Origin of the sequence: Allopseudospirillum japonicum (genome assembly GCF_900108915.1) — a bacterium.
Lineage (GTDB): Bacteria > Pseudomonadota > Gammaproteobacteria > Pseudomonadales > Halomonadaceae > Pseudospirillum > Pseudospirillum japonicum.
This window is the reverse complement of record NZ_FNYH01000003.1, coordinates 133,611-158,249: the sequence shown is the minus strand read 5'-3', so window position 1 is coordinate 158,249 and position 24,639 is coordinate 133,611. Positions and strand designations below refer to the sequence as shown.

22 protein-coding genes and 3 tRNA genes are annotated in these 24,639 nt (G+C 45.3%); 19 read left to right on the top strand and 6 right to left on the bottom strand.

Annotated elements, in window-relative coordinates; all coding sequences use genetic code 11:
• A complete protein-coding gene (locus BMX05_RS04595) occupies window positions 1-1,041 on the bottom strand; it encodes an extracellular catalytic domain type 2 short-chain-length polyhydroxyalkanoate depolymerase (RefSeq protein WP_177166795.1) in 1,041 nt (346 codons plus the stop codon).
• 160 nt (window positions 1,042-1,201) lie between these two features.
• Between BMX05_RS04595 and BMX05_RS04590 the strand changes: the two genes are divergently transcribed.
• Complete coding sequence (locus tag BMX05_RS04590) at window positions 1,202-1,570, top strand: NirD/YgiW/YdeI family stress tolerance protein (protein ID WP_218138981.1); 369 nt, start codon at window positions 1,202-1,204, stop codon at window positions 1,568-1,570.
• 45 nt (window positions 1,571-1,615) lie between these two features.
• Window positions 1,616-2,704, top strand: coding sequence for a DUF4214 domain-containing protein (locus tag BMX05_RS04585; protein WP_093308792.1), 1,089 nt, complete (start codon window positions 1,616-1,618; stop codon window positions 2,702-2,704).
• Between the two features lie 55 nt (window positions 2,705-2,759).
• Here BMX05_RS04585 and hslU read toward each other — a convergent pair whose 3' ends face one another.
• From hslU to BMX05_RS04570, 3 genes are all read right to left on the bottom strand, one after another.
• Window positions 2,760-4,094 carry an ATP-dependent protease ATPase subunit HslU gene (hslU, locus tag BMX05_RS04580; protein WP_093308791.1) on the bottom strand — a complete coding sequence of 445 codons (1,335 nt, stop codon included), beginning with the start codon at window positions 4,092-4,094 and terminating at the stop codon, window positions 2,760-2,762.
• 48 nt (window positions 4,095-4,142) lie between these two features.
• Window positions 4,143-4,676 carry an ATP-dependent protease subunit HslV gene (gene hslV / locus BMX05_RS04575; RefSeq protein ID WP_093308790.1) on the bottom strand — a complete coding sequence of 178 codons (534 nt, stop codon included), beginning with the start codon at window positions 4,674-4,676 and terminating at the stop codon, window positions 4,143-4,145.
• A gap of 130 nt (window positions 4,677-4,806) precedes the next feature.
• Window positions 4,807-5,307: a DUF4426 domain-containing protein gene (locus tag BMX05_RS04570; protein ID WP_093308789.1), complete on the bottom strand. Its 501-nt coding sequence runs from the start codon at window positions 5,305-5,307 to the stop codon at window positions 4,807-4,809.
• Between the two features lie 122 nt (window positions 5,308-5,429).
• On the opposite strand from BMX05_RS04570, the gene BMX05_RS04565 reads away from it, so the two are divergent.
• The 5 genes from BMX05_RS04565 to BMX05_RS04545 all read left to right on the top strand — a co-directional run bounded on the left by BMX05_RS04565 (window position 5,430) and on the right by BMX05_RS04545 (window position 8,804).
• Window positions 5,430-5,759 carry a phosphoribosyl-ATP diphosphatase gene (locus BMX05_RS04565; protein WP_093308788.1) on the top strand — a complete coding sequence of 110 codons (330 nt, stop codon included), beginning with the start codon at window positions 5,430-5,432 and terminating at the stop codon, window positions 5,757-5,759.
• 64 nt (window positions 5,760-5,823) lie between these two features.
• The gene (gene tatA / locus BMX05_RS04560) at window positions 5,824-6,093 is read left to right on the top strand and encodes a Sec-independent protein translocase subunit TatA (protein ID WP_093308787.1); all 270 of its coding nucleotides are present in this window, start codon (window positions 5,824-5,826) and stop codon (window positions 6,091-6,093) included.
• Window positions 6,094-6,098: 5 nt separating this feature from the next.
• Window positions 6,099-6,473, top strand: coding sequence for a Sec-independent protein translocase protein TatB (tatB, locus tag BMX05_RS04555; protein WP_093308786.1), 375 nt, complete (start codon window positions 6,099-6,101; stop codon window positions 6,471-6,473).
• Window positions 6,466-7,242: a twin-arginine translocase subunit TatC gene (tatC, locus tag BMX05_RS04550; protein ID WP_093308785.1), complete on the top strand. Its 777-nt coding sequence runs from the start codon at window positions 6,466-6,468 to the stop codon at window positions 7,240-7,242. Before tatB ends, tatC begins: the two co-directional genes overlap by 8 nt.
• Before the next feature lie 224 nt (window positions 7,243-7,466).
• Complete coding sequence (locus BMX05_RS04545) at window positions 7,467-8,804, top strand: flavohemoglobin expression-modulating QEGLA motif protein (protein ID WP_093308784.1); 1,338 nt, start codon at window positions 7,467-7,469, stop codon at window positions 8,802-8,804.
• Window positions 8,805-8,866: 62 nt separating this feature from the next.
• Here BMX05_RS04545 and BMX05_RS04540 read toward each other — a convergent pair whose 3' ends face one another.
• Window positions 8,867-11,029 carry a YgiQ family radical SAM protein gene (locus tag BMX05_RS04540; RefSeq protein ID WP_093308783.1) on the bottom strand — a complete coding sequence of 721 codons (2,163 nt, stop codon included), beginning with the start codon at window positions 11,027-11,029 and terminating at the stop codon, window positions 8,867-8,869.
• Between the two features lie 117 nt (window positions 11,030-11,146).
• Here BMX05_RS04540 and cysZ point away from each other — a divergent pair, with 117 nt between their 5' ends.
• Window positions 11,147-11,884 (top strand): sulfate transporter CysZ, encoded by a 738-nt coding sequence (gene cysZ, locus BMX05_RS04535; RefSeq protein ID WP_093308782.1) that lies wholly within the window; start codon window positions 11,147-11,149, stop codon window positions 11,882-11,884.
• Window positions 11,885-12,165: 281 nt separating this feature from the next.
• On the top strand, window positions 12,166-13,017 hold the full coding sequence (locus BMX05_RS04530; RefSeq protein ID WP_093308781.1) for a response regulator: 852 nt from the start codon (window positions 12,166-12,168) through the stop codon (window positions 13,015-13,017).
• A gap of 35 nt (window positions 13,018-13,052) precedes the next feature.
• Here BMX05_RS04530 and BMX05_RS04525 read toward each other — a convergent pair whose 3' ends face one another.
• Window positions 13,053-15,302 (bottom strand): primosomal protein N', encoded by a 2,250-nt coding sequence (locus BMX05_RS04525; protein WP_093308780.1) that lies wholly within the window; start codon window positions 15,300-15,302, stop codon window positions 13,053-13,055.
• 234 nt (window positions 15,303-15,536) lie between these two features.
• Here BMX05_RS04525 and rpmE point away from each other — a divergent pair, with 234 nt between their 5' ends.
• The 10 genes from rpmE (at window position 15,537) to BMX05_RS04475 (ending at window position 24,353) form a co-directional block, all read left to right on the top strand.
• Complete coding sequence (gene rpmE / locus BMX05_RS04520) at window positions 15,537-15,749, top strand: 50S ribosomal protein L31 (protein ID WP_093308779.1); 213 nt, start codon at window positions 15,537-15,539, stop codon at window positions 15,747-15,749.
• A 416-nt stretch (window positions 15,750-16,165) separates the two neighbouring features.
• Window positions 16,166-17,434, top strand: coding sequence for a malic enzyme-like NAD(P)-binding protein (locus BMX05_RS04515; RefSeq protein ID WP_093308778.1), 1,269 nt, complete (start codon window positions 16,166-16,168; stop codon window positions 17,432-17,434).
• A gap of 355 nt (window positions 17,435-17,789) precedes the next feature.
• The gene (gene csrA / locus BMX05_RS04510) at window positions 17,790-17,996 is read left to right on the top strand and encodes a carbon storage regulator CsrA (RefSeq protein ID WP_093308777.1); all 207 of its coding nucleotides are present in this window, start codon (window positions 17,790-17,792) and stop codon (window positions 17,994-17,996) included.
• 76 nt (window positions 17,997-18,072) lie between these two features.
• Window positions 18,073-18,165, top strand: a tRNA-Ser gene (locus tag BMX05_RS04505).
• A gap of 13 nt (window positions 18,166-18,178) precedes the next feature.
• A tRNA-Arg gene (locus BMX05_RS04500) sits at window positions 18,179-18,255 on the top strand.
• Window positions 18,256-18,313: 58 nt separating this feature from the next.
• Window positions 18,314-18,390 (top strand) — tRNA-Arg (locus BMX05_RS04495).
• A 166-nt stretch (window positions 18,391-18,556) separates the two neighbouring features.
• A complete protein-coding gene (locus BMX05_RS04490) occupies window positions 18,557-22,363 on the top strand; it encodes a response regulator (RefSeq protein WP_093308776.1) in 3,807 nt (1,268 codons plus the stop codon).
• A gap of 63 nt (window positions 22,364-22,426) precedes the next feature.
• The gene (locus tag BMX05_RS04485) at window positions 22,427-23,251 is read left to right on the top strand and encodes an Hpt domain-containing protein (protein ID WP_093308775.1); all 825 of its coding nucleotides are present in this window, start codon (window positions 22,427-22,429) and stop codon (window positions 23,249-23,251) included.
• Window positions 23,252-23,305: 54 nt separating this feature from the next.
• Complete coding sequence (locus BMX05_RS04480; protein WP_143051942.1) at window positions 23,306-23,527, top strand: hypothetical protein; 222 nt, start codon at window positions 23,306-23,308, stop codon at window positions 23,525-23,527.
• A gap of 4 nt (window positions 23,528-23,531) precedes the next feature.
• On the top strand, window positions 23,532-24,353 hold the full coding sequence (locus BMX05_RS04475) for a M48 family metallopeptidase (protein ID WP_093308773.1): 822 nt from the start codon (window positions 23,532-23,534) through the stop codon (window positions 24,351-24,353).
• Window positions 24,354-24,639 lie beyond the last annotated feature (286 nt).

Below are 24,639 nucleotides of genomic sequence, written 5' to 3'. Positions count from 1 at the left end.
TTATTCAGGGCGAATCGGAGGGATTTGCCCACTGATATGCTGGACCATACGGGTAATAGCCGCCACTTGGGAACCTTGACGACTATAAAAGTTGGTACTTTCATAGCCCCACCAATCCCAACATCCCATCGGGTTAGCAAGATTTTTCTTCGCTTGTGGGAAAAGAACTAACATGCGATTGGCTGCCGCCCATTGCAGATACCCAGAATGGCGCACAAAGGTTTCATCGAGCACTTGCGCACTTTGTTCACATCCATGTAAAGCCACATGTAGCTTACAAGGTGCGCCTTCTTCACAGGTTTTTGGCACAAAAAGATAACCATAATCTAATAACCCTTTGATTTTGGCCCCTTGCGCTTTAAAAAAGGGTCTTTGATCAAAAGTCATCAGCATACCTGGGGCATCTAAAGGTTCTTTTAAATCAGGGTATAAGTGTTTTAGTGCAGCACCTACCCCATCATAATCACACTGATTGATATAAGGCGGTGCTTGTACATCACAGGCGGCACCATAATCTGCCGTTGGTAACGCATGGGCAGCTTCAGGTAAGGTCACGACTTTTAAATGCTGATCTGCCACCCAATGACGATACAAATCTGTCGTGGTTTGGGTGACACGTTCATCTAACACACCATCTTGGCCCGCACGATAAATCCACACTTTATGTGCTTGTGTACGCATCAACTCAGGATCACCAATCACTTCTGCCTCAGCCCAAGTACGTACTTGTTGCACTAAGGTCTCTACCTTAGGCGCACCATCACGGACCTGCATACATTGGGTTAAAGCTTGCGAAACGCCACCTTGGGCGGCGCATCCATAAGGACCGGCAGCAAAAATAGCCACCCCGGTATAAATCTCTGGATACGCGAAATGCAATTGGCTGGCCATATAACCGCCCGAGGAAATACCACTCACGCTGACTGCTTCCACATCAAATACAGACAGGGCGGGATACGTCACTTCTTCTTGCAGCATACAGCCTCCTAATAAAACGCTGGCACCAAGGACAGCCGCAAATTTGCTGATCACGCTAGACATAATTTGATCCATTTTGACAACGAAGGATGCGGCTTAAGGTAACACTTTTCCCGCATGGATACCTAAACGGCCAGTTTAAGCTTCATTTAAGTTAAGCAGATTAAAATATGCCTTATTCTGATGGATTTTAAGATCACCAAAATTAACAAGGAGTTAAGCCATGTTAGCAATGAAATCGGCATTATTGATTTTAGCGGCGAGTCTTGCCCTTACGGATGTAGGCGTTTCTCAAGCGCAATATACCGGCCCTTCAGCACAGCCAACATTAGAGTCTATTGCGGATGTTCTAAAAAAAGCGAAGGATGATCAAAAAGTTATTTTACATGGTTATTTAATCAAACAAGTCAGTGCGGAAAAGTACTTATTTTCGGATGGTCAACAAGAAATTCAGGTGGAAATTGATCAAGAAGATTTTCGTGGTCTGCAAATTGATGAAAAAACCCATCTTAAGATGATTGGCGAAGTAGAAAAAGACTTTTTACAGTCTCCAGAAATTGAAGTGGACTTCCTGCAAGTGCTACCTCAATAACTGAGCTTCACTTATTTTTAATTGCGACTGACTGAGGAATGCAAAATGTCTAAAAAATACCAAGAATCTATCCAGCTGATTGATGGCCGTTGGGTTAAGGTCGATGATGATGACAGAGACGAATACGTACAACTTGATGATGGCCGTTGGGCGGAAGTGGAAGACGACCGTGATGATGAATACGTGCAATTAACTGATGGCCGCTGGGTTGAAGTTGGCGATGATAACGACAACGACAGAGACGAATACGTACAACTTGACGATGGCCGCTGGGCGGAAGTGGAAGACGACCGCGACGATGAATACGTGCAATTAACTGATGGCCGCTGGGTTGAAGTTGACGATGATAACGACAACGACAGAGACGAATACGTACAACTTGATGATGGCCGCTGGGCGGAAGTGGAAGACGACCGTGACGATGAATACGTGCAATTAACTGATGGTCGTTGGGTTGAAGTTGGCGATGATAACGACAACGACAGAGACGAATACGTACAACTTAATGATGGCCGTTGGGCAGAAGTGGAAGACGACCGTGACGATGAATACGTGCAATTAACTGATGGTCGTTGGGTTGAAGTTGGCGATGATAACGACAACGACAGAGACGAATACGTACAACTTAATGATGGCCGTTGGGCAGAAGTGGAAGACGATACATACCTAGGTACGTCCACAAGTAGCGGCTCTCAAGCCGAGAATGGCACCAAGGCTACAGCAACCGATGGGCGTCTTTATGCAAATGTGCCAGAAAGCCAGCTTAGCGCAGAGGATGCGGCTTTAGCACGGCTTTATTTAGCCGTTTTTCAGCGTTTACCTGATGAGGATGGATTTCATTTTTGGCAAGGAGCCGCGCGTCAAGGAATGGAACTTGAGGATATCGCAGAATCCTTTATGCAATCGCAAGAGTTTATCCAAACTTATGGCGTAAACTTGCAAGCAGCTAGTTTTGTCGAGTTGGTCTACGAAAATGTCCTTGGACGCGCCCCAGATCAAGGTGGGCAAAGTTATTGGCAAAATCAGCTAGCCCAAGGGTTAGAAGCTGAAGACATGCTACTAGGTTTTAGTGAATCACAAGAATATCAAGCAGCGACCCAAGCACATATTAATACTTGGTTTGCTGGGTTATAAAATCAAACAACCCCTAGCTTGTTGGCTAGGGGCTTGGGTGCTAAATTGCACAAGATTACAGAATATAACGCGATAAATCTTCGTCGCGTGCCAAATCGCTTAAACGCGAGTCAACATATTCAGGGTCGACACAGAGTTGTTTTTGCTCTGTCTCGCCTGCATCGAAAGAAGCCGCTTCCAGTAAGCGTTCCATCACTGTATGTAAACGGCGTGCGCCAATATTTTCCGTACCCTCGTTCACTTGGAAAGCAATTTGCGCGATACGCTTAATCCCTTCAGCAGTGAAGCTCAATTCTAAGCCTTCTGTGGCCAATAAGGCTTGATATTGATGTGTTAAAGAGGCGCTAGGTTCGGTGAGAATCCGTTGGAAATCTTCCGGTGTCAAGGCGCTAAGTTCAACACGGATTGGCAAACGCCCTTGTAACTCAGGAATCAAATCCGAAGGCTTACTGAGATGGAAGGCACCTGAAGCAATAAATAAAATATGATCAGTTTTGATCATGCCGTATTTAGTGGAAACCGTGCAGCCTTCGATTAAAGGCAGTAGATCCCTTTGTACCCCTTCACGAGACACATCCGCGCTGGAATGATCACTGCGTTTGGCAACTTTGTCGATTTCATCAATAAAAACAATCCCGTTTTGCTCCACTAGCTCAAGCGCACGGCTTTTGATTTCTTCTTCATTAACAAGGCGTTCGGCTTCTTCATCACACAAGAGGCGGTAAGCTTCTTTAATTTTAAGCTTCCGGGAGCGTTTGCGTTCTTGTCCCAAACGACTAAACAAGCCTTTGAGTTGCTCGGTCATCTCTTCCATGCCCGGTGGGCTCATTACCTCAATACCCACTTGAGGTTCGGCAACTTCAATATCAATCTCTTTATCGTCTAATTGACCTTCGCGTAACTTTTTACGGAAGCTTTGGCGGGTCGCAGATTCAGAATCTGAACGTGCCAAAGGTTGGTCATAGGCATCACGGGCAGGCGGCAACAGGGCATCTAGGATGCGATCTTCCGCGGCATCTTCTGCTCGTGGGCGTGCCTGCTTCATCGCTTGTTCCCGCAACATCTTAATGGCCATATCCACCAGATCGCGGATGATGGTTTCAACATCGCGCCCAACATAACCAACTTCGGTAAATTTAGTCGCTTCGACTTTAATAAAAGGCGCATTGGCTAAACGGGCTAAACGACGTGCTATCTCTGTTTTACCCACGCCGGTAGGGCCTATCATCAAAATATTTTTTGGCGTGACTTCAGCACGTAACTCAGGTTCTAACTGCATACGCCGCCAGCGGTTGCGCAAGGCAATGGCCACTGCTCGTTTGGCCTCTTGTTGACCAACAATATATTTATCAAGCTCATGAACAATTTCGCGAGGTGTCATCTGTGACATAGGGCATCTCTATAGGTGAAATCGGAAAATCAATCAGGCTAGCGGCATCTAGTGACTGTTTTTGGGCAAGGCTTCTAACGTCAATTGATGGTTAGTGTAGACACAAATATCTGCAGCAAGCTGTAAGCTTTTTTCAGTAATTTGGTAAGCATCCAGCTCAGTATTTTCTAGTAAAGCACGGGCCGCAGCCAAAGCAAAATTACCACCAGAACCAATGGCAAGCACCCCATGTTCCGGTTCAATGACATCACCATTGCCAGAAATGCATAAGGTGGTATCCGCGTCTGCCACAACGAGCATAGCTTCTAAACGACGCAAAGCACGATCTGTACGCCAATCTTTAGCCATTTCGACTGCCGAGCGGACCAGTTGGCCTTGGTGTTTTTCTAACTGGGTTTCAAAGCGTTCAAACAAGGTAAACGCGTCTGCAGTACCACCGGCAAATCCTGCCAAGACCTGATCACGATACAAGCGCCGTACTTTGCGTGCATTGCCTTTCATCACACTTTGCCCAAGGGAGACTTGGCCATCCCCGCCGAGTACCACTTGTTGATCACGGCGCACGCATACTATGGTGGTCATATTAGATAAGCCTCTTGGTGGTTGTTCTTTGTCGTTAGAGTAAAAATGCCTTGAGCAGTACCAAAGGCAAAACAAGTTTTTGCAGATATGGCTATGATCAAGGCAAATTTCAAGCTTGATCTCAGCAAGCTTATTGAATCAGGGGCGAGACTTGCGCGCCTCCTTTGGGTGGATCTACATAAAAACGGTCAATAAAACTCAGTTCATAAGGGGGTTGATTTGGATCGACGCGAATTTGTAAACGAAAGCGTGTGGCGTCATCTTGGGTAAAACGAAAAGTAGCCAACTGATAAATCGCGTTTTGCTCACGTACAATCTGGAAACTTAAAGGACGCGCTTGCTCAACAAGGTTGCCCACTTCTCCAGTGACCAAAGCTTGTACTGGTGTCGTCGTGCCATCCGGATTTTCACGTAGGACTGCAATATTTAATAAAGCCTGATAAGCACTGCGTACAATGCCATAAGCTTGCGCCACCTCGGGTGTCAGAAAACTTGTGGTGACTGTATTGTAATGAATCTGATATTGGCCATGTTTCACCATGCGTTCTGCGTGTGCTGGTGCGCTCAACACCAAAGTGAGCAAAAACATGCCGAGAGCCAATACTGCTGAGCGTAAATGGATTCTTATCATTGAGGGCCTCTCCTCTGGTTTGCATCCTTATATAAGAAAAAAACTGTCTTCAGCGTAGCGATAACCTAGTGGCTTGCGCTATCCTTGCACCTCACCCATGTTTGTCCTTAGGTTTTTTGATTATGTGTGATGTGCTTGAGCAATTAAATGCCCTTTTACAGGAACGCCGCCATGCGGATGCCAATACATCTTACGTCGCCAGTTTGCATCATAAAGGCTTAAATAAAATTCTTGAAAAAGTTGGCGAAGAAGCGACGGAAACCCTATTAGCAGCTAAAGACGCGCAACACTCAGGACAGCTTGATGCGCTTGTGTATGAAACGGCAGATTTATGGTTTCACTCCTTGGTCATGTTATCTCACCTAGGGGCAGATCACACACAGGTCTTGCAAGAGTTACAAAGACGTTTAGGCACTTCTGGCTTAGTCGAAAAAGCCCAGCGCACCTCCTAGACTCCTGCCTAAGGCATAGGTTTAAAGTTTTTTATTTTCTCAATTGATTGATTGGAGATTTCCCATGTTAGGTGGCATTAGTATTTGGCAGTTATTAATTGTCCTCGGGATTATTATTTTAATCTTTGGTACCAAAAAGCTACGTAATGTCGGCTCAGATTTAGGCGGTGCAGTTCGCGGTTTTAAAGAAGCAATGAATAAAGAAAAATCAGCTGAGGAAAATGAATCAGCAGATCAAGCCAAAGCCACGCCTGCGCAAATCAAACAAGAAGACGAAAAAATTATTGATGCCAGCGCACAAAAAACCGTACATACAGAAAAAGAACGTAGCTAACGCCCATGTTTGATATTGGCTTTTTTGAACTTTTGCTCCTTGGGTTGGTAAGCTTATTAGTGCTTGGCCCAGAACGCCTTCCCCATGCGGCAAGAACCGCAGGGCTTTGGGTTGGGCGGATGCGTCAAGCTTTCTCTGGTGTGCAGCAAGAGATTAACCAACAGTTAGAGATAGAAGCTTTGCATCAAAGGTTGGCAGAGCAGGAAGCTCGGGTGGCGGCGACCTTAGCAAAAGCAGAACAAGCCGCAGCCCAAGTACAAGCGCCACCGACTCAAATAGCGAATACCCCGGAGGCTGAAACCACTCAAGCGAGTGATATCAGCCCTTCCGCAGCGCAAGACTCAGGCAAGCCAACACCTAAAGGAGCTTCCGATGCTTGATCCTGATGCCCAAACCAAGATTGAGACCCAAGATAAAGCCGAACCTAGACATGCTCCCTTCATTGAGCACCTCATTGAATTACGCACTCGCTTATTATATTCAGTGTTAGCGGTTTTAGTGCTTTTTATTGGCTTGTATCCTTTTGCCAATGAGTTATATCAAACCCTATCGGAACCCTTACGCGCCTTATTACCAGAAGGCTCACAAATGATTGCCACTGAAGTGGCCTCGCCTTTTCTAGCGCCTTTTAAACTGGCCATGATGACCGCTTTTTTTCTTGCGGTACCTGTCGTTTTGTATCAAATTTGGGCGTTTATTGCGCCAGGTTTATATGAGCATGAAAAACGTTATGCTTTGCCTTTATTAGGGGCTGCAGTTGCACTTTTTTATTTGGGAATGTCCTTTGCTTATTATGTCGTATTCCCGTTAATCTTTGCTTTCTTTACCAGTGTGGGGCCGGGTGATGTCGCCGTCATGACAGACATTAACCACTACCTTAACTTTGTGCTCAAACTCTTATTTGCTTTTGGGCTGGCATTTGAAATCCCAGTGGCCACTGTACTTTTAGTGCTTTTAGGGGTGACAGATGTCGAAAACTTAGCGAAAAAACGCCCTTATGTAGTGATTTTTTGCTTTGTCGTAGGCATGTTATTAACGCCACCGGATGTGTTTTCGCAAAGTATGTTAGCGATTCCTATGTGGTTACTTTTTGAGGCTGGAATTATCATTGCACGCTTTTTACCTAAGGCGGCACCGAAAGCCATGTGATTTTTCCGGTACTTAGGTTGGATATTGCTTACAAGAAAAATCCTTATATTTTCTAATGCTTATATCCAGCCTATTTAAAAATTATTTTTAACATATAAAAATACATTGATCTTGTTGTTCAACTCTATCCATCATCATCTATTTTTATCGACTTCTATATCATGCAATAAAAATTTTATAGCCTTGTTTGCCTTCCCTATCTGCTTTGGAGAGCTAATGCACCTATGTCCTCGCCTTCTGTCTCCAACTTGCCAAAATTAGAAGAATCCCTCCCTGTTATCGACAGCGCGCGCCAAGCCTATTTAGATCAGGTGAAACTCTTATCGGATCGTATTGTAAAAGCGCAGCAGCCCATTCGTATTCTGGATGCAATTAACTGGGATGATAGTATTAAAGAGCACTTTTTTGCCCATCAGTGCCAACAACTACCACCAGTTGATCAAGCTTATTATCAAAAACGCCCCTTACGTTTCGAACCTAGCCCGCTCAAACGCGAGTTTCATGATATTGAACGCGAAATTACTCGCACCCTTGGGCAGCTTAATCCGCTGGCCAATATTATGCGCCGTATGTGTCGTGAATATCAGACTGTGATTCGCATGCTGGAAAAGCGGGGTACGGAAGATTTTGCCGATTATGCGCAAGAGTTATACGGTTCCTCTTCCGATGTGTTCCATGCTGGAGATCCAACGATTGCACAACTTGGGGAAATGGTCGAAGAAACCCTTAGTAACCTGCTAGAACATCAATCGATGCAGGAAGACGCTCGTACCATAGAAGCAGCAGATGCTGTGGCTTGGCTCAATGCGCGTGCGCAAGATGCGTTTCCTAATGCGGGTGTGCGCGTTATATTGGATGATGGGATTGCTTCAGATGCTGCGGCGGGCAATGATTATATTAAAATCCGCAAGGGTGCGACTTTTAATCTGCGTGATTTAGAAATTCTAGAAGTCCATGAAGGCTGGGTGCATTTAGGGACCACCTTAAATGGCATGTCCCAACCCTATTGTACTTTTTTGTCTAAAGGGCCACCTTCTGCCACCATTACCCAAGAAGGTTTAGCAGTTCTGACCGAAATTCTCACCTTAAGATCCGGCCCACGACGCTTACACAAGTTAATTAGCCGTGTGCGTGCGGTGACTTTAGCTGAACAAGGCGCGAATTTTTGTGATGTCTTTCACTATTTACGTGAACATGACTTAGATGCAGAGCAAAGCTATATTGTGGCCAGTCGTGTTTTTCGTGGTAGCACACCTACAGGGGCGCCTTTTACCAAGGATATTACCTATATCAAGGGTTTTATTCTGACATATAACTACTTACGCATTGCGGTTGCCCAAGGCAAATTAGATCGCCTGCCGTTACTCTTTTTAGGTAAAACTGTGTTGGAAGATATGCGTGTTTTGGCCGATCTAGTTGAAGAAGGGACTGTGGTGGCACCTACTTTTATTCCACCTTACTTAAAAGATTGTAAAGGCTTGGCAACTTGGCTCAGTTTTAGCCGTTTTATTGGTAATTTAAACTTTAGCCAGTTAGAAGCCGATTACGGACAAATTATTTAACGGATAGGGTTGAAAAGGCGCTGGAAAGGAGAATCAGCGCCTTGGTTTGATGGTTGAAATGCCTAACGGCGAGGCCGTTTTTTATTGGTTAAGCGTGGTCGGTTAGAAGTATGGGCCGCGCCGATCGCTTGCCCTTTTTTAGCCGCAGGTGTTTTAATTTTTTTACCTCTTGCATCGATATCCTCTGCAGGAATCAGATGCTGTTTACCTGAACCAATCAAATCAGCACGTCCCATCGCGGTTAAAGTCGCGCGCAGTTTAGGCCAGTTGTTCGGATCATGATAACGGAGAAAGCTTTTTTGTAGACGTCTTTGGGCATGATCTTTAGCAGTGAACAAGGTTTCACTTTTATAGGTGACCTGCTTGAGCGGGTTTTTATTCGAGTGATACATAGCTGTGGCTAAAGACATTGGCGAGGGATAAAAAGTTTGTACTTGATCTGGCCGAAAATCATGGGTTTTTAACCACAGGGCTAGATTCAACATGTCTTCATCACTACTCCCTGGATGCGCTGCGATGAAGTAGGGAATCAAATATTGTTTCTTGCCTGCTTCCTTGGAATATTTATCAAACATACGTTTGAACTGATCATAGGTGCCCATGCCAGGTTTCATCATTTTATTTAAGGTTTCTGGCTCTGAATGTTCTGGGGCAATTTTTAAATAGCCCCCGACATGATGGGTCACTAATTCACGGACATATTCTGGATCTTCCACGGCCAAATCGTAACGTAACCCAGAAGCAATCGAGACAGTATGTACTCCTTCTACCGCACGTGCTTTGCGGTAAAGTTGGGTTGTTGGGCTGTGATCTGTCGTTAAATTACTGCAAATACTCGGATAGACACAAGAGAGTTTACGGCAAGACGCTTGGATTTCTGGATCTTTACAATTGAGGTGGTACATATTCGATGTCGGCCCACCCAGATCAGAAATATGTCCAGTAAAGCTGGGTAGTTTCGCTTTAATATCCTCAATTTCATTGATGATGGATTCATGCGAGCGGCTTTGAATAATGCGTCCTTCATGCTCGGTAATAGAGCAAAAAGTACAGCCGCCAAAGCAACCACGCATAATATTGATTGAAAAACGTATCATTTCATAGGCAGGGATTTTTGCGCCTTCATATTTAGGGTGTGGCACCCTTTGATAAGGCAAAGCAAAGACCTGATCCATCTCATGGGTTTCCAGCGGAATCGGTGGCGGATTGACCCAAACCTCTTGGGTACCATGCTTTTGAATTAGTGCACGCGCATTATGTGGATTCGATTCCAGATGCAATACCCGAGAAGCATGTGCATATAAGACAGCATCCTTGCTGACTTTTTCAAATGAAGGTAAACGAATATAAGTCTGGTCTGCTTGTAATCTTTGCTTGCCTTTTAACGGTGCAGGAATCACCCGAATGGGCATGACATCTTGCTCAGTCTCAGAGGTGTTAGTACATCCAGTTTCGGGAAGGTATTCGTAAGGGCTGGGAATTGCATCAATTTTGCTTGGCCAATCAACGCGCGTGGAATCTATCTCAGTGTAACCAGCTGGCGGCGTTTTACGGACAAAGGCGGTACCACGTATCTGCTGTAGATCGGTTAGGTTTTGTCCGCGTGCTAAAGCATGGGTAAGCTCAATGAGTGCACGCTCAGCATTGCCATACAACAAAATATCTGCACCTGAATCTAACAGTACAGAACGCCGTATCTGATCGCTCCAATAGTCATATTGGGCAATGCGTCTTAAACTGGCTTCAATACCGCCGATGAGAACAGGAATATCCTTATAAAGGCGTTTACACATTTGCGTGTACACAATGACGGCACGGTCAGGGCGTTTACCTGCCAAGCCACCTGGTGTATAAGCGTCGTCATTACGGACTTTTAAATCTGCTGTGTACCGATTGATCAAAGAATCCATATTACCGGCAGTGACACCAAAGTATAAGTTGGGTGCACCTAAACGCTGGAAATCTTGCGCATTATTCCAATCAGGCTGGTCTAAAATACCCACACGAAAGCCTTGGGCCTCTAGCAAGCGGCCCAAAACGGCCATGCCAAAGCTTGGGTGGTCTACATAGGCATCGCCTGTCACGATAATAATGTCGCAAGAATCCCAACCTAAGGCATCCATTTCTGCGCGTGTTGTGGGTAGAAAAGGGGCAATGCCGTAACACTCAGCCCAATATAAAGGATAGGAAAACAAGTCAGGAGCGGTTTGATGTCGAGATGTCATTAGGCTTACTCACCAAGTAAAAATGCTATCTAGTGGGTTATTTTAGCCCTTATGGGCAAAATAAATGGTTTGATCCAGTTTTTATTCTTTATGGCAATTAAAGGAGTTTGCATCTGTATGTTATTCGGCTCTCAACGTGCTGCAGCCCATCTTGGCGCGGGCTTTTTGTTAATTTTAAAGCCTAAGTTACGCCGCTTCGTCTATCTTCCCGTATTGATCAATATCGGGGTGTTTGCAGGTTTATTTTATTGGGCGTGGCAAGCCTTTAGCGACTGGAGCTTATGGATGAGCCAACAAATTCCGGATTGGCTCGCTTGGCTTGAGTGGTTGTTATGGCCTGTGTTTATTTTAGGGATTTTACTGGGGCTAGTATTTGGCTTTACCTTAATTGTACACTTGATTTCAGCCCCTTTTATGGGATTACTTGCGGAGAAAGTCGAAGAACACCTGACAGGGGTTCGCCCTATGACAGACGAGCCCTTATGGCCTATGATACAGCGCACTTTTGCACGAGAATGGACCAAAATAGCTTATATGTTACCGCGTCTTTTGGGACTTGTGATACTGAGCTTTATTCCTGTGGTCAATCTTATCGCACCTTTACTCTGGTTCATGTTCAATGCATGGATGCTTGCGATTCAATATCTTGATTACCCTATGGATAATCACCGTATTAGCTTTGACGCAATGCGCACTCAGCTAGCGCAAAAGCGTGTACAATCCCTCTCATTTGGTGCCTGTGTTTCTGTGTTAACGCCTTTACCTTTGATCAATCTTGTGCTGATGCCGGCAGCGGTAGCAGGTGCAACGCAAATGTGGGTACAGGAGTTTTCCTCATCAGCTAATCCAAGCTAAGCATTTTTACATCTGCTGACGACCGCAGCAAACACCTTGATCTGATCAGGTCTTTACATCGGCTGCTAGCTAGGATGAGTATGAAAAATCACCAGAGCAAACAGGGTTATAAAAGTAAAGATTATCTAGGCTTGCGTGGCCGAGTGCGCTTAATCATAAACAACCAAAGATAGCAAACTGACTAGGAGGTCGCGGGAACAGGGTCAGCTAAGGCTGACAGGCTATCCCTCCTTGCCCCATCAAGCACAACGGGCAAGGTTTCTCGCGCAAGATCATAAGAGATGAAAACGCTTCGATTGTTAGTCATTGATGATGCTAAGTTTATGCGGGACTTAGTGATCAAAACCATACGCACCAGTTACCCAGAAATGCTGGTGGAGGAGGCTGCCGACGGTCGTAAGGCACAAGCAATGCTTGCCAAAAATACCTATGACCTTGTGTTGTGTGATTGGGAAATGCCAGAAATGAATGGCTTGGAATTGCTCACTTGGTTACGTGAGCAAGAAAGTTACCATGAGCTACCTTTCATTATGGTGACCAGTTTGGGTGAGAAAGACAATGTCATCCAAGCTGTGCAAGCAGGCGTGAACGACTATATCAGCAAACCTTTTTCTAGCGATCAGTTGGTGACCAAAATCTCACGTCAACTGATTAAACATGGCAGTGTCACTAAGGAAGATTTACAGCGTATGGCGCCTAAAGAACGGATTCAAAGTGGTGGTTTCGATAGTGCTTCTTTATTAACGGCCAATAAAGTCTCACCGACAGCGAATGTAGTGAACTCAAATCGTCGTGCGCATCCGCAAAGTCGGATTAAAGGCAAGGCTTTAGTGGCTTTAAATATTGGTCGTAAACTAGAGGTGCTGATTCGTGAAATTAATACCACAGAATGTTTAGTGATTAGCTCAACAGAAGGCGGCTTGCCTGGATTATCTGAAGATGTTCGTGTGATCTTAGTGGCAACAGATAGCCAAAACCATCCTATCCAAGCGCAGGTGGGTGCTTTTGTCAACATGTTGCAGTTGATGGAAAAAAATATTGATTGCAATCGTGCACTTTTGCGTTTGCAGTTTCATGAGATTCCACCAGAACAGCATAGTGCGTTTCAACAGATTATCGCGCGTTTGCGCTAGAGAATTAAGGGGCGTCTTTGCGCCCTCTCAGTCGGCTAACCTAAAGTATCCCAAGGATCTATATCCCAAGCATAGCGTATCGTGCGTGCCTGCTTATGTTGGCGTAAATAACGCAAGCTTGCAGCGATGGTCTCATGTAAAGGTGCACGCTGAGCTGCTTGTAACCAAAACTGCATATGATAACGGTTTTTTCGCCTTTCCATCGGGGCAGGAAAAGGCCCTATGGCATTGAGCCCTTGCGCTTGGATAAGTGAATCGGCCTCTTCAACACCTCTGGTTGCTTGTATATATGGATGTAGATGTGCAGCCATCTCAGTGAGTACTTGGTGTACTTGTTCGCGTGTTTTGCCGGAAGCATGCAAAATAGCCAAATATTCATACGGTGGTAGGCTAAGTTGTTCCCGCTCTTCTAATAAGCGCCGTGCAAAGTAGCTGTAACCGTGCTGGCACAACTCCAACAAATTGGTATCATCAGGATGTCGTGTTTGTAAAATGACTTCCCCTGCCTGATGTGCACGTCCTGCTCTTCCTGCCACCTGGGTTAACAATTGCCCACTATGTTCAAGCGCGCGAAAATCACTACTGTAAAGACCTGTATCTGCATCGAGTACGGCGACTAACGTCACTCTAGGAAAATGATGGCCTTTAGCAAGCATTTGGGTTCCGAGCAAAATACCTGCTTGCATCTGCTGGATTTGCTGCAAGCTGGTCTGTAAACGTTTATGAGTGGAAACAGCATCTCTATCTAAACGTACCAAAGGAATCTCTGGATACCTTTGCTGTAGAAAGGCTTCACTACGTTGGGTTCCCCAGCCTAAAGGATGTAAGTCCTCGCTTTGGCAATGAGGACAGGTCAGCATTACCGCTTGTTGTGTATCACAATGATGGCAATGTAAACGTGGTGGTTCTTTATGCCATGTCATGCGCGCATCACATTGCGGGCATTCCGCCAGCCAACCACAAGTATAACAAGTCAGCGCTGGGGCAAAGCCGCGCCGATTAATAAAGATCAACACTTGATTGCCTGCTTGCAAGTGCGTATCTAAACGCTTGAGTAGAGGCAAAGAAAAGCCTTCTTGGAGTTTGAGGCTGCGAATATCTAATAATTGTAGTGGGGGCGGCGTTGGCTTGTTTGTTTGTGGCCTTTGGGTGAGTTGTAAATGCTGATAATGCTGTGCTAAAGCATGGCGCAAGCTTTCTAAAGAAGGCGTAGCTGAGCCTAAAATTACGGGGACTTGCGCTTCTTGTGCATATTTTAAGGCGAGATCACGGGCATGGTAGCGCAGCCCTTCCATTTGTTTAAAAGACGCATCTTGTTCTTCATCAATAATCACCATCCCCAAATTAGCGAAAGGGGTAAAAACTGCTGAACGTGTGCCTATGACAATGGCAGCAGCCCCTCGCTTAGCCGCTAACCAAGCCTCTAAACGCTCACGCTCAGATAAGCCAGAATGCAAAGCGACAAGAGAACAAGCAAAACGACGACGAAATCTGTGTAAAGTTTGTGGCGTTAAACTAATTTCTGGGACTAACACTAACACTTGCTGACCGCGTGCAAGGACAGGCCGCAGAGCTTGTAAATAGACTTCTGTTTTACCACTGCCGGTCACCCCTTCGAGTAAAAAGACGTGGAAGCCTTGCGCTTGCTGGATGTGTTGCACCGCTGAGGTCTGCTCTGGTGTTAAGACCAGTTCTGCTTCTGCTAGTAAAGGGCCGGAAACTTGGGCAGTTAATTTGGGTTCTTGTCTGTAATCAATTAAGCCTTTATCGCGCAATTTGTGTAATTGTGTCGATTGAAAGCCTTGCGCACTAATAGCGCTCACCTCTAAGCCGTGCGGATGTTGGCGTAACATTTGTAATAAACGCCATTGCGCCGGTGTTTTAGGCATGGCTTCTATTTGCTGCCCTAGATAGGTGGTAAACCAAATTTGATCTTGTAAAGCATCCGCCGGCTCGCCCTTTTTTAATAAAGTAGGCAAGCAACTAAAGAGGGTGTCACCTAGCGGGTGATGGTAATAACGTGCACACCAACGGATTTTCGCCAACCATCCTGGGTCTAGGATGGGATCTAGATCTAAGAGGTGTTCAATAGGTTTGATCTTTGCAGGAGAGATATCAGAAGCTTGCTTATGGCCAACAATGACCCCGATGAGCTTGCGTTGACCAAAACTCACTTGCACACGACAGCCAAGCGCCTGCCGAAAATGCGCTGTATGCGGATGTGGCAAGTAATCAAAAATTGCATCAAGAGGGACTGGCAACGCAACCTCTAAAATCAATGGCATAAACAAATTTCCTGCGCCCGCAGCTTGAAAGTTACGTGAAATCTTCTGTGAATGCTTGCGTCTATAACAAGCTCTGGTATGATCTGCAACCCTATTAATTAGCTTCATTATAAGCTAGTTTGCTCCCCCTAATTCATCCATGTCATAGGTGCGGTGCTTAACGCTGTGATTCTGAAAAGATTTAGAGTCCAGGTCGGCTTAAGTGGCGGCATCTTATGCAAAGAGGCTTAGCTCATGAAACAAGGTATCCACCCAGATTACAGCCGCGTTAAAGTCACTTGCAGCTGTGGCGCAGAATTCACTATTGGTTCGACTTTGAACAAAGAATTCACTGTTGACGTCTGTTCAAGCTGCCACCCTTTCTATACAGGTAAGCAAAAGCAAGCGACCACAGGTGGCCGTATTGAGCGCTTCACTAAGCGCTTTGGCAGCCGTATCAACAAATAAGTCTCTTTGTTGGCTTGGCAGAAACCGCAGTTTAATCACTGCGGTTTTTTTGTGTCTGTTGCTTTTTTACATAGAAAATATCCGCCTTGACGGTAGATATAAGGGATTTTTTCTTATGTTTTGTGACTTGGCATTCGCCTTAAGTATAAGACCTTCATCGGTAGACGTGATATGATCTAAAAGCGCAAAGCCTTTATCGGCCCGTCACTATCTTGTAAAAAACACCTTAAAAAGGTTAATTTTTTGTGGCCAAGAGACGCTTTGGGCCGGGTATTATGCATTGAGTCAGCTATCGGAGCGCGTTATGCCTGATAGGTTAACCGCATTGAATACGGGCAAATTTAGAGGTAGAGCCAGAATAGTCTAAAGGTTATTCTGTGTGGACCGAGTCACTCATTTTTAGTGGAATATAAATAATGTCAAATGATATGAAACAGGCTGCTTTGGATTATCACGCCCTGCCAATTCCAGGTAAATTGAGCATTGAAATTTCTAAACCTGCGGAAACGGCCAAGCATCTTGCCTTAGCTTATAGCCCAGGGGTTGCTGAACCTGTACGTGAAATCGCTAAAGACCCAGAAAATGCCTACAAATACACAGGAAAGGGCAATCTGGTTGCGGTGATTTCTGATGGGTCTGCCATCCTAGGTCTAGGTAACTTAGGCCCCTTGGCTTCTAAGCCTGTTATGGAAGGTAAAAGCTTGTTATTCAAGCGTTTTGCTGGAATTAACTCGGTCGATTTAGAAGTGAATGCAGAAAGCCCACAAGCCTTTATTGATACAGTAGCACGTATCGCAGACACCTTTGGTGGCATCAATCTGGAAGATATTAAAGCGCCTGAATGTTTTGAAATCGAGCGCATCTTAATTGAACAGTGCGATATTCCAATTTTCCATGATGATCAACACGGCACTGCGATTGTGACTGCAGCGGGCCTGATTAATGCGCTTGAATTAGCACAGAAGCAAATTCAGGACGCAAAAATCGTTTGTCTAGGTGCAGGTGCTGCGGCGATTGCTTGTATGAAGCTTTTGGTTGCTTGTGGTGCGAAAACCGAAAACATCTATATGCTAGATCGTAAAGGCGTGATCCATACAGGTCGCGAGGACCTCAACCAATACAAAGCCATGTTCGCTAATGAGACTAACAAGCGTACTTTGGATGATGCGGTTGAAGGTGCGGATGTCTTTATTGGTTTGTCTGGGCCAAATCTTCTCAGTGCTGAGCAATTAAAGAAAATGGCGGCGAATCCGGTCGTATTTGCTTGCTCTAACCCTGATCCCGAAATTTCCCCTGCTTTGGCACGCGAAACCCGTTCCGATGTGATTATGGCGACAGGTCGTTCGGATTATCCAAATCAAGTCAATAACGTGCTTGGCTTCCCCTTTATTTTCCGTGGTGCCTTAGACGTACGTGCTAAGCGTATTAACGAAGAAATGAAGGTTGCTGCGGTAAATGCATTAAAAGATTTGGCAAAACAGCCTGTCCCTGCAGAAGTACTCACCGCGTATGAGTTAGAAGCGCTCGAGTTCGGCCGTGAGTATATTATTCCTAAGCCAACAGATCCGCGTTTGCTTGGCGCTATCTCTGCAGCAGTCGCTCAAGCTGCGGTGGATTCAGGTGTTGCGCGTTTACCTTATCCACAGCATTATCCGCTTACCTCGATTGAAGAGGTTTACGGCTAAGCATCTTGAGACACAATCGCTTGATTCCTTTAGCCTACCTCTATCTGGGTTGCTAAAGCCGATAATAAGGTGCTAACCCTTGCCTTATTGCTTAAACAAAGTCTAGGCAGATCCTAGACTTTGTTGCGTTTAAGCTGCACTATCTTGTGTTAAATGTCTGTATTTATACTTAAGCCTTGTGCTAGGATTTTCAGTAACATCCGGTTTTTATTGCGCTAACGCAAATTAAAAGCATGGAAAACAAGATATAAGTGAAGCGAATCCTCTGGATGTCGATAACCTTATCATGGATATAAATCTGTACCTCTGCTACTGTGATCTGCAGTAGTGTGTTAGACAAAAAGGAGCACAAAGCATGCTAATTTTGACGCGCCGCGTGGGCGAAACCTTGATGGTCGGTGATGATGTAACCGTCACTGTCCTTGGTGTAAAAGGTAACCAAGTACGTATTGGTGTGAACGCCCCGAAGGAAGTTGCCGTGCATAGGGAAGAAATTTATCAGCGTATTCAAAGGGAGAAAGAGGCTAATCTCGCGGCACAAGAAGCTAAATCAGATTATTAAGCGAGCTTCTTGTAAAAAAATCTAGTTCCCCCTGTGGACATTAGAATTTTTTATGCTATAGTATGCGCCGTGTCGAGGAGAGGTGGCCGAGTGGCTGAAGGCGCTCCCCTGCTAAGGGAGTATAGGGCTTATACCCCTATCGAGGGTTCGAATCCCTCTCTCTCCGCCACACCCTTGAGTGTGCGCTCGTAGCTCAGCTGGATAGAGTACCTGGCTACGAACCAGGCGGTCGGAGGTTCGAATCCTCCCGAGCGCGCCACTTAAGCAGAAGATGCCTACTCTGCATCTTTGATTGACAATTAAGCAACACCCGGTACGCGCTCGTAGCTCAGCTGGATAGAGTACCTGGCTACGAACCAGGCGGTCGGAGGTTCGAATCCTCCCGAGCGCGCCAAGTTTGATAAAAAAGCCCCATGCAAATGCGTGGGGCTTTTTTGCGTGTGTTGGTTTTATCAAGGAGACTCCTGGGGAAGTTGTGCTTAATTTGTTTGCGGTTATGCTTTAATGCCCTTGAATTGTGATATTGTGTATCCACAAAGCTGGCTTGATGAGGTATAGATGTGGCAACGACAAGTAAAATGCAGACCATGCCTAATACAATCCATAATGGAGGGTGGCAACGCCTTAAAACCTCCAGTCTTATTTTGGTTGCTCTGCTGATTTTAGCCATTCTTGCAGGCTTGTTATGGATGAGTCGCCAATCTAATGCACAAGAGCATATTTTTACCTTAAAGCAAATCTCTTTGATTAGTGAGCTAATTACTGAAGTCAATGAAGAAGCAATAGAATTTCGCTTTGGGATGTTAATTAAAGAAGCAGAATTTAATGACGTAAGAGACGAGCTGCGCCAAGCCGGTGAGGCTTTTGTCTCTGCGTTAACGCCTGCGACGCAAAAGGCCATTGAAACCCAATGGCAGCATTATAAGATGCTGCTGGCCCAAAAAGATGCTTTGTTAGAAGATTTAATTGTACGCACTTTAAGACAGCGTGAGTCCAGTCAAACCTTTCAACATTTATTATATCGTTTACGTTTGAGCCTTGCACAGCAAAACCCGCCATTATTAGCAGCCTTAGGTGAAATCCAAAGTGCCGTTATTTTGCCAGCCGATCAACACTTAACAAAAGCACAATTAGAAGCAAGTTTAAATCTAGCCGCTTGGCGGACTTTGCGTGAACAAGCACCGCAAAATTTACAATCTCAAGTACAAGAAATCGAACAGGCAGCAAAGCAGCGTCTAGCAAATATTCTGATCATAGATGAACGTTTATTACAGGCGTATAAAACCCCTTTAAAAGATGCGTTAAATGATATGGCGCGTCAATATTTACATTATTACCAGCAACAAGAAAAGAAAGTCGAGTTTGCGCGTACAAGTTTATTTGCCGTGGCAGCTGCGTTATTAGTGATCGTTATTTTTGTTGTTTTACATTTAAGCCGTGTTTCTGCACGCTTGCGCCAAGCAGTGCAAGAGTTACACTATCGCCAGTTTGCTTTAGACCAGCATGCGATTGTGAGTATGAGTGATAGTGAAGGGAAAATTACTTATGCAAATGAATTATTCTGTGCCATCAGTGGCTATAAACAAGAAGATTTATTGGGCCAGCCTTATAGTTTAGTGTGTGATGAATCTAAAGAAAGGTATCAAGAGGTTCATAAACACTTGCGCGAAGGTAAGGTTTGGCATGGTGTAATTAAAAATCGTAAAATTAACCAAGATATTTATTGGGAATACGCAACTTTTGTGCCTTTACCTGATAGTAAGGATGAAAATAAATACCAGTTAATTGCGATTCGCACAGATATCACCTATCGCAAACAGATGGAAGATGAATTAGCAAGAAATAGCCATTTCCTTAGTAGTATCACGGATTCTATGGGGCAAGGAGTGTATGCACTTAACTCACAAGGGATTTGTACTTTTTTAAATCGAGAAGCGGAGCGTTTACTTGGTTGGACGCGGTCTGAATTATTAGGGCGTGAATTGCATTCACTGATTCATCGCCATCCTCATACGAGTGAGGGTGAAAACAATACCTTACAAAATTGCCCTGTCTATTTATCCTTGACTCAAGGGGCAAGTTACCGCTCAGAGCAAGAAATTTTTGAACGCAAAGATCAAACAAGTTTTCCTGTTTCTTTAATTGCTGTGCCTCTATATAAACACAACCAAATTATTGGCTCTGTGGCTGTTTTTGAGGATATTACAGAGCGTTTAGCCACCCGAGAAGAATTAGAAGTGGCTAAAAATATGGCTGAGTCGGCGAATCAAGCGAAAAGCCGTTTTCTTGCTAATATGAGCCATGAAATTCGTACCCCTATGAATGCAATTATTGGTTTAACGCATTTAGCGCAAGAATATGCGACGGAAACTCGAGTCCAGGATTATTTAGAAAAAATACAAAGTTCCTCACGCGCTCTGCTCAGTATTATTAATGATATTCTCGATTTCTCTAAAATCGAAGCAGGACAAATGGCAATAGAGGAAATTGAATTTCGTTTAGATGATGTGATCGAGCAGATTTTAGCCGTCAATGCATTGCGTGCAGAGGAAAAAAATCTCGAATTTAATGTAGTGACCGAAGATGCTTTACCTCGGCGTTTTCGTGGCGATCCTTTACGTTTAGGGCAAATTCTGACAAATTTAATTAGTAATGCCATTAAATTTACTACTGAAGGGGAAGTCACCTTAAGGATTACGCACTTGCCTGGGTATCATGATCAGCAAGTACATTTACGTTGTGAAGTTCAAGATACCGGCATTGGGATGACAGAAGCGCAAATACAGCGTTTATTCCAATCTTTTAGTCAAGCAGACTCATCCACGACGCGACGTTTTGGCGGCACAGGTTTAGGGTTAGCAATTAGCCGACAACTTGCACGCTTAATGCACGGTGATATTAGTGTGCGCAGTGCTGAGGGAGAAGGGTCTAGTTTTATATTGGAGCTCCCTTTAGCCTTGGCAACGGGTGCGCCTCAGCAAAGAGAAATCGATGGCCGTTTATATGATAGACGTGTGCTAATCGTGGATGATAATGCCACTGCGCGTGAAGTATTGATGCATCAATTGCATGCATGGCAGTTGCGTGCGGATGCTTTAGTGAGTGGTGAAGATGCAATCGCGCGCCTACAAAGTGGCCATGATTATGAGTTGGTCCTATTGGATTGGCGTTTGCTAGGGATGGATGGTATTGCCACCGCGCGTGCTATCTTGCAATTGCCTCATGCGCCTAAAGTGGTGATGATGACAGCGTTTGGCCGCGACCAACTGCATGAATTTACTCAAGATTTGCAGCTTGCTGCAACCCTCACCAAGCCGGTGACGCCTTCCACCTTATACGATACTTTAGTGAATGTGCTTTGTTATAAGGTACTTAAAGCGGGCGATACGCCGAAGGCACCAGCAGCACCTGCGACAGCAGAGATGAAGTTAGACGGTCATGTGTTACTAGTTGAAGATAATCAAGTCAATCAAAGGGTGATTCGTGAGCTACTTGAGCTGAAAGGTGTGACCGTCGAAGTCAGTAATAACGGCCAAGAAGCCTTAGGACGCTTACACCAAAGCCAAGACTTTGATCTGGTCTTTATGGATATGCAAATGCCGGTGATGGATGGTATTACAGCAACTCGACGTATTCGTACCCAATTAGCTTTAACTGAGCTCCCCATTATTGCGTTGACGGCTAACTCATTACAGGGTGATCGGGAACGCTGTCTTGATGCTGGGATGAATGACTACTTAGCCAAACCAATTGATGTGCAATCGCTCAACCTAATTTTGCATAAGTATTTGTCTGTGAAAACCCCTGTTGCAGACGTACAAGACGCTAGTAGCACCCAGCTTACGACGAAAGAAAATGTGCCAAAGCAGCATGTGAGCTTGCGCCATAAAATTGAGGCGCATCCAATTAAAGCGCCTGTGCAAGATGCGCAAATTCAGGAAACTTATCAAGCGTTAGAAAAAGCCTTTGCACCTTTGCAAGCCAGTCATCAGGCGGTAACACCGAGCTTAGCAAGACGTTTATCTTTATTAGAGGAAGCGAAAGCTTGGATGCATACAGTGGATACACCCACGGCAAAAGCGCAGCAGGTTCCAACTAAAAACTTGTCTGCAGAACAAGCTTCACCAGAAGCAAATACCCCACAAGCGCCTGAATTAGCACCTCTGTATCAGGCGCTCTATACTCATATTCAAGAAGGTGATATGCAGGCAGAAGAAAGCTTGCAAGCCTTACAAGTGGCATGTCGTGGTTATTTACCGCTTGAAGTAATGGACACTTTACAGCATGTGGAACGCAAATTGCGTCAATTTGAATTTGAACAGGCCGAACAAGTGTTACAGCATTTAGCCCCCTATTTTATGACCTAGCAAGAGTGCACACTTTATCGGGGGACCTACTAGGAAGCCTAATTTTGATCGCAAGGAGTCTATATGCCAGTTGAAAAACCTGAAAAAAGTGCCTCTAGTGCCGAGCAAACTTGGTTTAATGTACCGGATATGGATGCCTCCTTCTTATTAACTGATGTGTCCGTGGCGAAAGCGGATATTGTGGCAGCACCTGCAGAACATGAACTCCCTAACTTAGATGCAGCCTTACAGGAAATCGCTATTGATACGCCGGCATTAGATGCACAGCATCTAGAAGAAGCAGAAATGGTGTGGGAGCAGGTGCAAGTGCCGCAAGTGCATCAAACACAGGAAGCTGAAGAAGAAATCCAAATAGGGAATGATATTCGCATCCGCACCCATACACGTCACCAAGCAAGTGACTTGCAAGCTGCTGCCAAAACCTGGGTTGAAGCCTTGCAGCTGCTGGATACACAGGGTGCTTTGCGACGTCTAGGCGAAAATCAAGATTTATATAAGTTGTTGCTGGAAGATTTTGTCAATGCAAGTTATGACTTTCCTCAGCAAATGAGTATTGCCCTTGATGCAGAACAAACTGAGTTAGCAACGCGCTTGGTGCATACACTCAAAGGGACTGCAGCCACTATTGGTGCAGAACAGGTGCGTACATTAGCGGCAGAAATTGAAACCCAGCTGCGTCGTGAAGGCCAAGCAGATCGACATCAATGTACCCAGCTGTATCATCAATTGGAAGAAGTCCTCAACCAATTAGATGAAGTGCTTGGCTTAGCTGCTCCCGAACCTTTCATAGATGCAGAAGACGATAAAGTCACAGATCGTTTAGAAAGCGGTTTATATCAGTCAACACAGGCCAGTGTAGGTATTGATCTTCCAGACAATCCGCAATAATTGACGGAAGTTGAATGGCACTGGTTGATCAGCTTGTTGCATTGGTTGTTGCCCATGTTAGTACATCAGCCGCACCATTTAAGACAACATACTTATTGGCAATGGGTATGCAGGATGTTTAGCCAAACAGAAGTCGAGGCTTACTTAGATCAACTGCCGCAACAGCTGGCACAAATTGCCACCAGCGAGCAGCGCCAACGCTGGATTTTAACCAGTTGGCAAACATGGCCGCTTCCACCTGCACTTGATTTGGATTATTGGTTAGAAGAGGCCTAAGCCGATGCGCAATCCAACAGTAAAAATGCTGGCTTTGATCGCAAGTCTCACCTTGCTGGGTGGGTGTGCGACTTCCCCGACGGGGCGCTCACAACTTAAGTTTTTTCCTAGTGATCAAATGGCGACTCTGGGTGCAGATTCTTTTGCACAGTTGAAAACACAAACCCCTGTGAACACAGATAAAAAAGTGAATGCTTATGTGGCTTGTGTTGCTAATGCGATCACGGCTCAGTTGCCAGCACAATACCAAGAGCAAACTTGGGAAGTGGTCGTGTTTGAGAGTGAGGATATTAATGCGTTTGCAGTCCCAGGCGGCAAAATTGGCGTGTATACGGGTTTGCTGAAAGTGGCTAAAAATCAAGATCAGTTAGCTGCTGTGATTGGTCATGAGGTGGCGCATGTCCTTGCAGAGCACAGCAATGAGCGTATGTCTATGCAAGTTGCTGGGCAAGCTGCTATGGCTGGGGTCACTTTAGCCATCGGTGCTAACCAATCGAGCACGGATCGTCAGTTAATCTTGGGCGCTTTGGGGTTAGGTTTACAATTTGGCCTAGTCTTGCCTTACAGTCGCACCCATGAAAGCGAAGCCGATGCCATGGGTTTAGATTTGATGGCTAGTGCAGGTTTTCAACCACAAGCGGCGATCCAGCTTTGGCATAATATGGCAGCGGCTGCCGAAGGCGCGCCCTTAGAATTTATGTCAACACACCCAAGCCATGACACTCGGATTCACAAGCTGACAAAAGCGCAAACGCAAGCACAAGCCCTGTATCAGCAAGCGCAGCTGCAAGGGTTAAAACCTCAATGTCGAGTACCTAAAATATAATATTTTTCGTACACGACAGATAAAAAAACTTCCAGCCAGTGGTTGGGAGTTTTGATCAATCACTCCCCAACCTGTTCGAGTTGCAGCGCTTTGCCGGATTCGAGGCCAAGAAGTATCGCAGGGCTTGGAAGAAGAGTGTGGACCTGTAGTGTGTGTGGTGTCACTCAAGCTGCGAGAGCACGAGAAAGCCACGCGGGGCACGCGGGAAGTGAAGTCTGTGGCGTTTAGGTTAGCCTCTGTCGGCTATAAAGCAGGAACTTGGAAGGCGACAACTAAAAATCCCCGT